The 12,253-nt window shown below is 51.6% G+C and carries 15 protein-coding genes and 1 pseudogene; 2 read left to right on the top strand and 14 right to left on the bottom strand.

Features of this window, described 5'->3' with window-relative positions; genetic code table 11:
• The first annotated feature begins 17 nt into the window (after positions 1-17).
• The gene (locus ACNQFG_RS10995; protein ID WP_423404930.1) at positions 18-638 is read left to right on the top strand and encodes a hypothetical protein; all 621 of its coding nucleotides are present in this window, start codon (positions 18-20) and stop codon (positions 636-638) included.
• Here ACNQFG_RS10995 and ACNQFG_RS10990 read toward each other — a convergent pair whose 3' ends face one another.
• From ACNQFG_RS10990 to ACNQFG_RS10945, 10 genes and pseudogenes are all read right to left on the bottom strand, one after another.
• Entirely contained in the window at positions 639-2,384 is a 1,746-nt protein-coding gene (locus ACNQFG_RS10990) for a terminase TerL endonuclease subunit (protein WP_423404929.1), read from the bottom strand. It lies immediately after the preceding gene.
• A gap of 16 nt (positions 2,385-2,400) precedes the next feature.
• Positions 2,401-3,453 carry a glycosyl hydrolase family 28-related protein gene (locus tag ACNQFG_RS10985; RefSeq protein ID WP_423404928.1) on the bottom strand — a complete coding sequence of 351 codons (1,053 nt, stop codon included), beginning with the start codon at positions 3,451-3,453 and terminating at the stop codon, positions 2,401-2,403.
• Between the two features lies 1 nt (position 3,454).
• On the bottom strand, positions 3,455-5,017 hold the full coding sequence (locus ACNQFG_RS10980; protein ID WP_423404927.1) for a hypothetical protein: 1,563 nt from the start codon (positions 5,015-5,017) through the stop codon (positions 3,455-3,457).
• A gap of 21 nt (positions 5,018-5,038) precedes the next feature.
• Positions 5,039-5,554, bottom strand: a complete 516-nt coding sequence (locus ACNQFG_RS10975) for a hypothetical protein (RefSeq protein WP_423404926.1) — start codon at positions 5,552-5,554, stop codon at positions 5,039-5,041.
• Positions 5,551-5,856 (bottom strand): hypothetical protein, encoded by a 306-nt coding sequence (locus ACNQFG_RS10970; RefSeq protein WP_118552979.1) that lies wholly within the window; start codon positions 5,854-5,856, stop codon positions 5,551-5,553. The genes ACNQFG_RS10975 and ACNQFG_RS10970 overlap by 4 nt, the downstream gene beginning before the upstream one ends.
• Positions 5,853-6,157, bottom strand: a pseudogene (locus ACNQFG_RS10965) (phage head-tail connector protein). Before ACNQFG_RS10965 ends, ACNQFG_RS10970 begins: the two are co-directional and overlap by 4 nt.
• A 66-nt stretch (positions 6,158-6,223) precedes the next feature.
• The gene (locus ACNQFG_RS10960; protein WP_118552977.1) at positions 6,224-6,487 is read right to left on the bottom strand and encodes a DUF6275 family protein; all 264 of its coding nucleotides are present in this window, start codon (positions 6,485-6,487) and stop codon (positions 6,224-6,226) included.
• A gap of 13 nt (positions 6,488-6,500) precedes the next feature.
• Positions 6,501-6,701 (bottom strand): DUF7681 family protein, encoded by a 201-nt coding sequence (locus tag ACNQFG_RS10955; RefSeq protein ID WP_423404925.1) that lies wholly within the window; start codon positions 6,699-6,701, stop codon positions 6,501-6,503.
• Positions 6,679-7,146: a hypothetical protein gene (locus ACNQFG_RS10950; protein WP_423404924.1), complete on the bottom strand. Its 468-nt coding sequence runs from the start codon at positions 7,144-7,146 to the stop codon at positions 6,679-6,681. Before ACNQFG_RS10950 ends, ACNQFG_RS10955 begins: the two co-directional genes overlap by 23 nt.
• Before the next feature lies 1 nt (position 7,147).
• On the bottom strand, positions 7,148-7,495 hold the full coding sequence (locus ACNQFG_RS10945) for a hypothetical protein (protein ID WP_423404923.1): 348 nt from the start codon (positions 7,493-7,495) through the stop codon (positions 7,148-7,150).
• A gap of 384 nt (positions 7,496-7,879) precedes the next feature.
• Here ACNQFG_RS10945 and ACNQFG_RS10940 point away from each other — a divergent pair, with 384 nt between their 5' ends.
• Complete coding sequence (locus ACNQFG_RS10940; protein WP_423404922.1) at positions 7,880-8,032, top strand: hypothetical protein; 153 nt, start codon at positions 7,880-7,882, stop codon at positions 8,030-8,032.
• A gap of 155 nt (positions 8,033-8,187) precedes the next feature.
• On the opposite strand, the gene ACNQFG_RS10935 is transcribed toward ACNQFG_RS10940, so the two are convergent.
• From ACNQFG_RS10935 to ACNQFG_RS10920, 4 genes are read right to left on the bottom strand one after another with little or no spacing between them, the layout of a single operon-like run.
• Complete coding sequence (locus tag ACNQFG_RS10935; protein ID WP_423404921.1) at positions 8,188-8,442, bottom strand: hypothetical protein; 255 nt, start codon at positions 8,440-8,442, stop codon at positions 8,188-8,190.
• Between the two features lie 40 nt (positions 8,443-8,482).
• A complete protein-coding gene (locus ACNQFG_RS10930) occupies positions 8,483-11,257 on the bottom strand; it encodes a helix-turn-helix domain-containing protein (RefSeq protein WP_423404920.1) in 2,775 nt (924 codons plus the stop codon).
• Complete coding sequence (locus ACNQFG_RS10925; protein ID WP_118552971.1) at positions 11,254-11,814, bottom strand: DUF2800 domain-containing protein; 561 nt, start codon at positions 11,812-11,814, stop codon at positions 11,254-11,256. The genes ACNQFG_RS10930 and ACNQFG_RS10925 overlap by 4 nt, the downstream gene beginning before the upstream one ends.
• Entirely contained in the window at positions 11,759-12,076 is a 318-nt protein-coding gene (locus ACNQFG_RS10920; RefSeq protein WP_423404919.1) for a hypothetical protein, read from the bottom strand. Before ACNQFG_RS10920 ends, ACNQFG_RS10925 begins: the two co-directional genes overlap by 56 nt.
• Positions 12,077-12,253: the final 177 nt, after the last annotated feature.

The following is a 12,253-nucleotide window of genomic DNA, read 5'->3' as shown; positions in this document are numbered from 1 at the left end:
AGGAAAGAAGGTATATCATGACAAAACGTGAAAAAACTATGCTCAGTATTCTGGCGTCTGTAAACGAAACTGTCATCATGCCATTTCAGAACGAACAAGGTATCATTGTAAGCTATGTAGTCATTTCCGGGCTTCCTGTCAGATTTGAAACATCTCCAGAGCATCATGATAAACCCCAAGTGACAAAAGAATATGTGACCGATGCAGATAAGTTATTGTTTCTCCGTCAATTCGGGCAGTATATGCAGGATGAGTCTTTACGGGGATATGGATCAAGCCATTACGTTCCCTGTCCGGAGTTACGTTTTCGCTATACAGAAACCGAACGGCATCTTTTAGCACGTTTGGATGCTGGTATATTCGATGGCCCGATTCCGCACTATTGGGAATCACCGTATGGAGCATCGTTCAACTGGGTAATCGAAAACGGAATTCCTGTTGAATATAAACTTCCAAAAGCTACTCGTTTTTTCGATGGAAATGAAAATGAAACTATCTCAAAAGACGCTCACATATACAGAAAATGTATAACAGATGACGATAAGCTTGACTTTTTCCAGAAATTCGGTCGTGACTTAACTGACGACGAGGCATTTGACTACTGTTGGGAATATACTCATAAACGCTATCAAAAATAGTCACTCAAACGCATCCCGGTTCAGTTTCCAGGCCACATAGGCGTCCATCATGGCCGCTACGGCGTCGATCTTCTGGTCCTGCCGCTGCTTGTACAGTTTCCGGTTTCCGTTCGTGTCCACCAGCGTGATGCAATTTCCCATGGCAAACTGCATCAGTTTTTCGTCAAAGACCAGTTTCCGCTGTTCGCTCAGCTTCTTCAGTTCCCCAAGCGGCACGCTTTCTGTCTTTGCGCCCTGGATCACCTTGGTGATGCCAAAGCTGCCGTTCTCCAGCGCCCACCGCTCCACGAATTCCTTCGCGTTATAGGGGTCATAGCCAAGGGCCCGCACATCGTACTCGTTCTCCTGGATGAACCGGTCCAGATCGTCGTAGACCTGCATCATGTCCAGCACCGTGCCGTCGAATACGAACAGTGTCCCTTCGTTCATGAACTCCTCGTATTGGTTCCGGCGGCTCATCGGCAGCTGGCTCAGGGTGTAGCTCGTGATATAGTCCCGCGTTTTCACGCCGAAATATCCGTTCGACAGCGGGAACAGGAAGGTAAACGAACAGAAGTCGTCGCCCATCGAAAGGTCTGCTCCCATCGCGCATGGCATCTGCCAGTAATTCCGGTGGCGGTGGCACAGCGTCTCCTCGTAAGGGAAGAAATAGGTGTATCCTTCCATCGGCAGGTTGAACCGCTTGGCCAGAATGTCGTTCCGGGCGCTGGGCGATTTCTCGGCGCGCTCCACGTCCAGCTGGTAGGTCTCGTAGCTCACGGTCTTGCCCAGATTCGGGTTTGCCTTCAGCCACATCTCCGGCTGCCCCACCTCGTCGAGGGAGTCCAGCTTGTAGTACCAGATGCTCACATGCGGGTTGATGTACTCCCCTTTCAGGATCTGCATCAACTCCATTTTGATGTCATCGCCGCAGCCGTTACGCACGGTGCCTTCCGAGCTTGCCGCCACGATAAGGTAGTTCTCGTTCTTGGCCGCACCCTGCTCAATGGCGCCGATGGGGTCTTCCCGGATATCGCACGAGAGCCACTCGTCCACGGTCGCCACCGTGTCGCGCCGTCCCTGCAATTTCTCAATGGTCATCGGGCGCACTTCCAGCAGGCTGTTCGTCAGGAAGTTCTCGATGCCCTTCTTTGTGCTGGCCATCTTGACGCGGTCGGCCTTCGCGCCTGTCGTGTTCTGCAAACTGCCTTCGGTCATGAACTTCAGCACAGGGCCTTTTGCCCGCGCCAGCGCGGTGCGCATCGGGGCCAGCACCTCTTCGGCCTGTTTCATGGTCGGGGCGGTCGTCAGCTGCTGGGTCGTCGTGGTGTATGCCGTCAGGAAATAGGCTTGCAAAAACTCCAGATACATCGTCTTTGCCGCCGAACGGGTGATGATGAGATACTGCTTCGTCACCAGCCGTTTCTTGATGCGCCGAGTCTCATAGTGCCCGCCCGCACCGTGCTCGTTCGGCACAAAGACGCTCCGCTCCACGAAGTAGTACCAGCCGAAGATCTCCTCCGCCCACAGCTTGAAGCTCTCTAACATCTTCACATCGGTGCCGTCGGTCAGGGTCAGCTCGTCCTCGCAGAATGCGATAAAGCCGTTCACTGCCTTGTCATCGTACCAGATGCCGGGGTTTGCGATCAGGTCGTCGATCCGGTTCATCTCCATGGAGATTTCCCGGCAGACCGGAATCTCGCCACGCATCACGGCCTCCCGAAAGCGGCCGTAGTAGATCGGCGTGGCCGTGTTCGAGAGTGCCATGATTTATGCTCCTTCGTTATTGCAGCGTGCTTGGCGCGTCGCTCAGGTTGTGCACGATGCCGTACCAGCGGCAGTTCGTCTGCTTGCTCAGGTCCACATCGCTGAACTTGGTCACGCCCGAACCGTTGATGTCCGCGCCAAAGACCTTGTACATTGCCTGCCCGGTCGGGTTGGCCGGGAAGACATAGGCCGTCAGGCCGGTGGGCCAGGTTTCAGCAGCAATATACCATCTGAAGTTCGTGATATAGGCAAGGGTCCGCCCGTCGTAGAATTTGAATCCTCTCTGGTAGGTGTCGCAGTAGCAGTCCGAGAAGCGGGGGCCATTCACGCGAATGTACGCAAAGACCGTGTTCTCCAGCAGGGCCTTCTTGGTGTCGTTGTCGCTGTAATTGAAATCGAAGCACCAGGCGTGAACGTTGTGAAAGATGCTGCTGCCGTTGCACGAGAGCGCCGTCTTCACGTTCATGATGACGATATCGGTGTACATGGAGTCGCCGGTGTCGTAGATGCCCACTGCATCCGGATAGATCAGCGACGTCTCGATCAGACAGTTGCGCACCATCAGCTCATACGAGAGGTTGCCTTCCGTCTGGCCGTCGCTGTTGGTCATCGAAGCGTCGTTGAATTTGCCGCAGATGCCGTACCGCTGGAAGTTTTGGATGGAGATGTGGTCGATCAGGGTGCATTTCTGCCGTGCCACGGCGATGCAGTCGTCTGCCTTGAAGTTCGCGTTGACTTTACCGTTGCCCCGGATGAACATGTCCTGTTGGGGCGTTTCAGGCGGGGTCATCTTGCCGCGGATCTCGATAAAGCGGTTCACTTTGGTGGCCGCCGTGCACTTCAACTCAGCGTTGTCGAGCACCATGTAGCAGAGGTCGAGCACCAGCTTGCCGGAAAAGGCATAGACGCCCTTCGGGAAAAACAGCGTCTCGGCCGGGTGTGCGGCGATGAGCGCGTGGAACGCGGCCAGGTTGTCGGTGGTGCCGTCTCCCTTGAAGCCATAGTCCAGCACGTTCAGCATCCCGCTGCCGCCTGTGCTCAGGGTGGTGCCATTCAGGTCGTATACCATATCAGTTTGCCTCCATCAGGGTCGTGATCTGTGCGTCGGTCAGCGCCGTGTCGAATACCTGGAAGTCGTACACCGTGCCATTGAAGAAACGTGCCTTGCCGTCCGTAGTTTCGTCTGAGCTGGCGGTCCACGAAGCACCAAGGATCAGCGAACGATCTACGGTCTTGTTCGCGGCATAGTTCGGGATGTTCTTCCATTCGGTCATGGAACCGTACGACAGGAACCGGAACTGCGTTCCCTTGATCTGGAGCAGAAACTTCAGTTTCTTCCCGGATTCGATCTTGACAAAGTGACTGCCATAGGTGAACATGTTCATGCCCACGGTTCCGTTGGTCCATGTTGCAACCATGATGCCTCTCTGATCGTTGGTGAGATCGCTGAAGCAATCAAGTAAAACTGTCACCGTATTAACTGCACTGTCAGCCACCGTAAAGGTGGCGTACACTGTCAGATTCATGCCGGTGTCGATGGCTGCGAACGGCTTGATCCCGGTGTCGATAAATGCCTTGTTGGCCGGTACAAAAGTCTTCGGAGCTGCCAGCTTATACCGCGGCGTCGGCAGGCCGTTGCTGGGGGTTTCAGGCTGACTGGGCGTGACAGTGCTGCCACCAAGTCCTTCCGCCAGCAGGGTCTTGACCTGCGTATCCGTCAGCACCTTGTTATATACCTGGAAGTCGTACACCGTACCGACAAAGAAACGGGACTTGCCAGCGACTTCGACGTCGTTGGCGTCGGTCCACGAAGCGCCGATGAGCAGGCTCTTGGAGACTGTCTTGCCGGTCCCGTAATTCGAGATGCTGTTCCAGGCCCCAAATGTTCCGTTCTGGGTCGTGCGGTATGTGCCACCCTTGATCTGAATGGCCAGCTGCAGCTTGGTGTTGTCCACCAGAGTATTCGATACGCTGGAAGAATGATAGACGTTGACACCGAAATTGCCTTTGTCCCAGGTGCAACCCATGACACCGCGCTGATCGTTGCCACCACCATTGAAGCAGTCGAACAGCACAGCCGGAGAGCTGCCGGTGTATGTACCCGCCGCGACCGAGAACGTCGCAAGCAATGTCAGCTCCATGGCATCGTTCACGGTTTCGAACAGCTTCAGCCCAGTGTCGATGAACTCTTTCTTGGATTGTACAAAGGTCTTCTGCGCGGCCAGCTTATAGAGCGGAGTCGGCAGCGTATCGCTGGGGGTATCCGGTGTTCCCGGCTGGCTGGGCGTGACGGTAGTTCCGGACCCCATCCCCCATTCTGCTTTCAGAGCATTGTAGGTCGCCTGCATCGTGCCGTTTTTGTAGGCGGCATTCTCAAACAGGGCCAGAATGTAACGCTTTGCTGCATCCGAGATGCCGCTTCCGCCGCCCGTGTTCGTCACGGGGAACACAAGGTTCAGTTTACCATCCTGAATGCTTGCTGCGGCCTGTGCACCGGTGGTCACCGTGCCAATCGAAAGACCACTGGCATTCTTCATCTCTTCTGCAAGCTCAAGGATGGCATCGTCCATGCCATTGAGCTGGGAAGCATAAAGGCGCTGCCCTGACCTGAAATTGTGTTTCTGATAGTCCATGTTTTGCACCTCTCATCGTCTTTATCCAAGCAGCGCCTCGTCGAAGATCGCCTCGTCCAGCACCGCAAATGTTCCGGAATAGACCGAATCGTTTTTCGCATCTTCCTTGTGGATGCTCTTCAGGCACTTCATCGAAGACGTCGTGGTGTTAAATTCCGCCACCAGCTCCTTCTCAGCATACTGCCGCATACACACGCTGAACTCCACCGTGCCGCTCACCTCGGCCGCCTGCGCGCGGATCAGCCAGGAAAACGTCAGGCTGTCGCCCTCAACGGTCAGGTCGGTGGCATCATAGTAATAGTTCTTACCCGCGGCATTGATGTAGTTGATGCGGGGCGTAAACGCCGCCAGGTCCGTCCCGCGGTAAAGCCGATCCATTTTGAAGTAGAGCCGGTTCACATCCTTGTCGCCCTCTGCACCGATCACGACGGCAAGGTTCGGGATGTCGATGATGCGCAGATTCTCATCAATGGTCAGGATCACCCGGTCAACCTTTGGGGCGTCCATTGCTGCAAAAAGTTCGTCTACCGTCGTCATGCTCTCACCTGCTCGATCAATACCGGGTTTGTCTTGATGCGGGTCACTCCGTTCTGGCCGATCAGCGCCACCTTGATGCTCTTGCCGTCCGTCACTTCGTCCGGCACCATGCACTCACCGGCATCGTTCACTGCCGCCGGGTACTGGTCATTGAACAGCGCGATCTTCTTGGCGCCCAGCCAGTCCTGTTCCGCCATGCCAAAGTGGCAGAGCAAATATCCCTTCGTTCCGGCGATCACACCGGCAAAGCTTCCTTCTTTGCGCAGGCTCTGCCCGCTCACCGAGAATAAAAGCCGTCTCATTCCTCTGCCTCCTTGTCGCATGCAACATAAAGCCGCCATTCCAGCTCGCTGATCTGGTTCTTGATGGCGTCCATTGTTACCGAGCTCTGCGGCGGGTCAAACAGCAGCCGCACCTTCAGCGCTACATAACTCTTGACTGCTGCAAGGTCGGCCCGTTCCCCGCAAAATCGCTCCACGTCGCCGTCGCGTCCGTAATGCAGAACGCATCCTTCGGCCCGACGCCCATCTGGTTCAGGATCATGAACACACTGTTGATGTGCATGATCAGGTCAGTGTCGAACACAGCATACTCCTCGGTCATCCCAAGGAGCTTCTTCACCGAGGTCAGTATACTTTCCATCTGTTCTCCTTTTTGCGCTTTATGCTTTTAGTCCGGGACGCACTTGTTATCCCACTTCTTGTAGACGTCCACATAGGTCTCACCCTTGTCGCCGTTGTGGGTGATCTCGTAATACATCCCGTCCGATACGGTGGTGCTCACCAGGGCCTTCCAGTTCTGCAGAGTTTTGCTGAACCATACGATGAACACGTCCTCCATCGTCAGCTTCTTGCCGTCAGTCACGTCCACATGGGCGTTAAAGTAGTCCACCACCAGCTGCTTTGCGCGGTTCATCATTGCTTCGTTGTTCATTTTGTTTTCTCCTTTATTGCATGTAATCTTCCACACCGGCCTGAGCAATTGCCACGTTCGCCCACAGCAGTGCCTCGTCCAGCTTCGTCAGTGCCAGACTGCGCTCTCTGCAAGGGCCGATTTTGCAAAGCATCTGCTCCACTTCCTCCAGCTTCGCGCGGATATCATTGCTGGTTTTCGTTTCCTTCGGTTCAAACGCTCGTCTCTGGTACATGTTCTTTCCTCCATGGGCAGGTGTCGCCTGGTCTTCGTTCTCCGTCTGGCAGTTTTGCATTTTGACCCGTCCCGTAATGGATGGCTTTATGCGTCGCCGCCGAAACACAAATGGCGTTCTCCGGGTCCAGCAGTTTTTTGCTGTGCTGGAGGACATCTTCTTTTGTAATGGGGTTCAGATGATGAATCGAGATCTTCGGCCGGATCGCTTTTCCGCCCTGGAGCACCCAGTCCGTGATCGGGCGGTCTTCGCATCCCAGGTCACAGCCGTTGTCCCTCACGATGATCCGGTCCCGGAACTGCCGCCACTCCTTCGATTGATAAAACGCCTGATTCAGCCACCGGTCAAACCCGAATGTGTCTTTCCCAACTTCTCCGTGCAGCTCCAGATACTTCAGCCGCTCTTCAAATGTCGCCAGCTGGCATAGTTCTGTATAGCTTTTCATCTCAGCTGTCCGCATACTCGTCATCCTCGCCAAGGCCGTTGTACTTCCGCATCGCCTGAACGGCCTTTGCGTACAGCTCTTCCGAGTTCTTTGCATTCTGCAACGTCTCTGTTTTCGCCCGCAGCAGCTTATTTTCCTCTTCGAGTTTCTTCTTTTCAAGGTCCGCTTTCGTCGTCGCCAGCTTCAGAAAATGAGTCGTCTCGGCGCTGGATGCCGTACCCTCGCGCAGCCGCTTCTCCACCAGCTTCATCGCAAGGTTGATCATGTAATTTTCCTGTGCTTCCGGAGATGATGCTGGCCGGGCCGAAGCCGCAGCCGTTTCTCCGGGCGCGTTTTTCTTCGGTTTCATCCGCAATCCTCTTTTCGCACATATGTAATAAGGTTTACGCTTTTGCAAGGGTTCATGGGAGGTGTCAGGAGTAGCAGCGAGGCCTATCATTTGAAAGGAGAAAATGAAAACAAATGCCTTCCGTCGCAAAGGTAAAATGGACAAACTCGATCATGAACAATGTTAATTTTGGAGGCTTAACATCATGAAACCCAAAAGGAGGAACGATCTTCCTCCCATGAGCCCTTGCAAAAACCGCCGAAGCCGTAGTCTACTCCCCACAGCCTCGGCGATTGTCTTTCTTTTGTTCCCGCTTGACTTGGCATATACTTATCTGTATACTTGTTCTGGAGGTTTAACATCTTAACAGACTCGTTTATTCTGTTTGAAAGGTGGTGATACAGAATGAACGATACTTTAGAAAAAGTTATAACCTTGAAAAGCGATTATACAGTCGTCAAAAATGTTTCAGTAACTCGTGAAGATTGTCTCCGAAACATTACAATGTCTTTAGAGCAGCTTGCGACTGCTTCTATGGACACGGAACAAAAGCAGTAAAATATAAAAAACACCAGTATTCTCAATGCACGGCGAGGATTCTGGTGTTTTTTCTTGTTCTTAAAGCCCAAATATCAATTTTCCCTCCGGGGAAATATCAAAGACCGGCGCGATTTGAGAGGGGGTGTCATTTTTGAGACCCCCTCCCTATGCCTTTATGCGCTTTCTTTGATGGTGTCCTCGTCTTCGAGGGTGAGCTTGAGCTTTTTATAGATGTTTAACGGATCATTCGCAACGATTTTGTCAATTGCGCGCTCAATTTCATAGGCATTTTCATTGTCTGTGAATTGAGAGGACGTCTCTGCCAGCCGCATAAGCAGACCAGAAGAGTTATAACCATGATCCGTATCGTACCGATACCACTGATCGAACTGGTCATACGGATTGTACGGGTTGTCGATCGTAGTCAAAAAGCATCGAACCATAATTCAAAGCCTTTCTGAAATGTTTTTATTTGTTGAGCGCACTATAAACTGTGGATTCTGGCACACCGCAAGCCTGCGCGATTTCTTTGTACGTGTATCCGCTGCGGAGCATCGCTTTTGCTTTGCTCATCTTAGCAGAAGACATAACAGATGTCGTTTTCGGCATTGCGCGCTTTACGATTTCGTCAGAATCCGAAGAATCGAGAAACTTCGTCAACATGTTGTCCGAAATTGCGCCAGCCTGAACAGCTTCCCACTCCTTATCCGTGAAGGTCACCTTGGACTTACGGCCGCTTGCACCGACAGAGTCACGTGCACGTTGCATTTCAACAGACGAAATCTTCTTGATTTCTTTCTTGTCTTCCGTGTTTTTAGGGTCGAGGCCCTGTTCCTGGATCTTCGCTTTGATATTGGAATTTGCAATCAGCATTGCCTTACGCTCTTTGGGCTTATTGGCGATCATTCTGTTATACTTTTCCTTCAAAGACGCAACCTCAGGAGCGTATGCTTTGGCGGCGGATGGACTATACTCCAAGCCCTTCATGTTAGCAGCCTCTTTGCGAGCCTGGTTAGCCATGGCTTTGAGCTTATTGGAAAAGTCTGCGTACAGGTTCTCCTGGATCGTGCCAGACGACAGAGTGCGGGCGTCCTTCGTCTCAGAGATAAGGCTTACCGTATCCTCAGCGATACGTTCCTTGCCCGTCTTGGGATCGGTAAAAGTACGTCCGCTCTCTTTGTAGATAAACTCGCCTGTATCCTTATCAACACGGATGCTGCCACGACGCTCAGGAACACGAACCGTCTGCTTACGGCGGGATAGCAGGGTGGATGCGCCACCATACTTAGTGTTGCCGTCCTCGTCAACACGAATCTGCCACTTCTCTTTCAGCTCCTGGATTCCATTCTCTTTTTCAGAGCGCTTGTAGTCCAGCTTGTGCTTCTCGGCATCAATAACAACCATCGAATGCTTGACTGCACGAGCCAATTCATCTTCTGATGCGCCACGCAAAGTCATATCAGTGATGAGGTTGGAGATCACGCCCATCTCACGCTGCTTCTCTTCCTTCTTCATGATACGCACATGATTGGGATTGCCTTCGGGTACAGCATAAGCAGTCTTAGGATCAAACCCCTCAAGTGCTTTTAGCGGCCGCGTAGATTTGATGGGCACCTTATCGCTGATAGGGATGGTCATGACGGTATCACCGTCGAAGTCGGCACCAGACAGGCGCTCTGCAACCTTTGCGTTGATGCCGATTGCATCCTGGATCTGCCCAAGATTACGCTTACCATGCAGATTCTTATTGTTTACCGTAACAATAGGAATTTCAAAAGTGCCTGCATGAGGATAACGAATCAATGCAAGCTGAGTGCCGTTCTCATAAGTCGGGCAGTAGGCTTCGTTCTCCTTGATCTTATTGATCGGCAGGATAACTTTGGTCGATTGTCCGGGGAATGCCGATGCTTTCAGAGTCATCGACGTACCTTCGCAGGTATCCGCAAAGTCGTTCAGCAGCTTCTTCTTGACCGTCGGGTTATCATAGTGCATGATTTCATCATACTGCGCTTGATAATCCGCAACCGTAAACTTCAGCTGATTCTCAATCAGCTTTTTGGGCTGCTTGGATAAAAACTGAGAGGAAACGTTTCGGGACATAGTATCCCAATCCCCTTCTTCTTTCAGTTTATTGATGGGCGACAGATGTTCTTTGCCATCAGCGCCAATGTACATACTCTGTCCGTTAGCTTTGATGGCTGCACCAAACGGGTTATCCGGGTCAGCTTTCGCTTCCTTCAAGACTTTCATCTTGGGTGTACCGGACGGTTTGTTGGTGTTGAACATGACATCAATACCATCAGGGAGATCATCCGAATAGACTGCCATGCCTTTCAGATAATGGTCTCCATCCACCAAAATACGAACCTGCGCATAGTGGCTTTTGCCGAGATCCAGATCAGGAACGCCACGACGAATTTCCATTACGCCGTCTTTGTCCAGACCGCCCTCGTCACCATAACGAATAGCAACGCGGCTTGAGTCTAGACTGGACGGGCGCTGCAGCTTCGTAAAAGTGTCCCCACCATCATCAGAATGATAATCACCCAAAGAGTCGATCTGGTCCTGATGCTGATAAGCGTACTTTTGGTCAAACTCTGGCTTGGCCAGCACCGTGATATTCGTTTGCTGGCGAATATTGGTCGGCTGCCGGATACCAACGCCATAGCGCTTGTATCCGTATTCTGCCTCCAAGGTGTAAGCAGCATTAGAAAGTTCGGTTTCTGTCACGCCAAGTACCTGATTGGCACCTTCGGAAATATCAACCATACCTTTTTTATCTACTTCTTTTTTCAAGGTATTGGCAATATTTTCAGCACGTTTGGCTTTTTGGTCGATATTTCCGGCATATTTTGACCGAACGCTCGATTCACTCATACCGAGTTGGTTCGCAATCTCCGTCCAACCGAGCCCTTTGTTGTCTTTCAGGTCCTTGATCTGCTCGTATTCAGACTGCTTCCGCAAACTGATTGCTTTACTTCTCGCAACCCGAAACTCAGTAGGGCTCAGCTGATACTCCTTGGGGAGTGTGTCGTTTATGGCATTGATGATGTCCTTTTCGGACAGCCCTTTTTTCTTCAGTGTCTCAATACGAGACAGAAAATCGCCAGAATGCTGATAAGGATTATCACCAGAACCCCACGGATAGCGACCAGAATGACGTTTGGTGCCATAGTGCTCCAAAACGCTTTCGTTGAAAGGAATGCCAAAATAGGCGCGGACATCTTTCTCGATCTGGTTCATGCTACTGCTCCTAACTTCAATTCTGCAATTACCTTATCAAACTCGCGAATCTTCTCGATGATGGGGTCAATATCCTCATACGTAGGATTTTCGATCCAAACATCGTCATTCTGGTAGATACGAGCCTCGAACTGAATATCTTTCGGTCGAATCCCGTATTCCATGCAGAACAGAGCAGCATAAATAAAGAGCTGTTCCATATGCGCAGGAACAGCTCCGGTTTTAAGATCATGGATGCGGAGAAAATCGTCGTTGAACGAAATCGCATCCGCAGTTCCAAAGCAGTTCTCACTGTAATAGAGAACCATCTCAGGAATCATGCGAAAGCCAATTGCGTCATTGACATAGGCATTGAGCGTCTTTTTGCTTTTAGGCAACTTCTGTCGGAGCGTAATGCACTCTGCTGCAAATGCGTGAAGCCTCGTGCCTTTTTCTTTTGCTTGAAAGCTCAAGTACGCATCGGCCAAACGCTGTGCGTCGTAGTTGAGCCAATGATACTTACTAGCTCCCAGAAACGCGTGCTGCCCTGTGAGCCTCGAATGATCGTTCCATTGCATTGAGTATCTCCTCCTTGTTTTCGGGATAGATAAAGGCCGCAAAGCTCATCTCGCTCATATGCTGAACATAATAGTCCTGGTTCGGGCGATGAGATGCTTTTGCTGACTTTTTACCTTCCAATGCTGCCCATGTGTCCTCATGCAAAACCAAGAGATCCGGGATACCCTGAATCTCGTTTGGATCAAGATGAATAACCATGCAGCCAGGAAAGCGTTCTTTCAGTTCCTTTACCAATCCTGTCTTAAATTTGTTTTCGAGCATAGTACAACCTCCAAAATGAAAGGAATAGTGCGTAAGACGCATTCTACTCCCCCCATAAAAGAGGATGTTTTTATCGCGGGGGTTTTTGTGAGAAAGCGTGAATTTTTGTGAAAAAATGGACAAAGAAAAAAGCCCCTGCGTTATTAGCGCAGAGACTTTTACAATTAACAGTATTAC

The organism is Faecalibacterium prausnitzii, from assembly GCF_049532945.1.
In the GTDB taxonomy this organism is placed as follows: Bacteria; Bacillota; Clostridia; order Oscillospirales; family Ruminococcaceae; genus Faecalibacterium; species Faecalibacterium prausnitzii_N.
This window is presented reverse-complemented; position numbering and strand designations above follow the sequence as displayed.

Coding starts and splice junctions, on each gene's coding strand:
- ACNQFG_RS10995 (WP_423404930.1), top strand. CDS start 18: ATGACAAAACGTGAAAAAACTATGCTCAGTATTCTGGCGTCTGTAAAC.
- ACNQFG_RS10990 (WP_423404929.1), bottom strand. CDS start 2,384: ATGGCACTCTCGAACACGGCCACGCCGATCTACTACGGCCGCTTTCGG.
- ACNQFG_RS10985 (WP_423404928.1), bottom strand. CDS start 3,453: ATGGTATACGACCTGAATGGCACCACCCTGAGCACAGGCGGCAGCGGG.
- ACNQFG_RS10980 (WP_423404927.1), bottom strand. CDS start 5,017: ATGGACTATCAGAAACACAATTTCAGGTCAGGGCAGCGCCTTTATGCT.
- ACNQFG_RS10975 (WP_423404926.1), bottom strand. CDS start 5,554: ATGACGACGGTAGACGAACTTTTTGCAGCAATGGACGCCCCAAAGGTT.
- ACNQFG_RS10970 (WP_118552979.1), bottom strand. CDS start 5,856: ATGAGACGGCTTTTATTCTCGGTGAGCGGGCAGAGCCTGCGCAAAGAA.
- ACNQFG_RS10960 (WP_118552977.1), bottom strand. CDS start 6,487: ATGAACAACGAAGCAATGATGAACCGCGCAAAGCAGCTGGTGGTGGAC.
- ACNQFG_RS10955 (WP_423404925.1), bottom strand. CDS start 6,701: ATGTACCAGAGACGAGCGTTTGAACCGAAGGAAACGAAAACCAGCAAT.
- ACNQFG_RS10950 (WP_423404924.1), bottom strand. CDS start 7,146: ATGAAAAGCTATACAGAACTATGCCAGCTGGCGACATTTGAAGAGCGG.
- ACNQFG_RS10945 (WP_423404923.1), bottom strand. CDS start 7,495: ATGAAACCGAAGAAAAACGCGCCCGGAGAAACGGCTGCGGCTTCGGCC.
- ACNQFG_RS10940 (WP_423404922.1), top strand. CDS start 7,880: ATGAACGATACTTTAGAAAAAGTTATAACCTTGAAAAGCGATTATACA.
- ACNQFG_RS10930 (WP_423404920.1), bottom strand. CDS start 11,257: ATGAACCAGATCGAGAAAGATGTCCGCGCCTATTTTGGCATTCCTTTC.
- ACNQFG_RS10925 (WP_118552971.1), bottom strand. CDS start 11,814: ATGCAATGGAACGATCATTCGAGGCTCACAGGGCAGCACGCGTTTCTG.
- ACNQFG_RS10920 (WP_423404919.1), bottom strand. CDS start 12,076: ATGCTCGAAAACAAATTTAAGACAGGATTGGTAAAGGAACTGAAAGAA.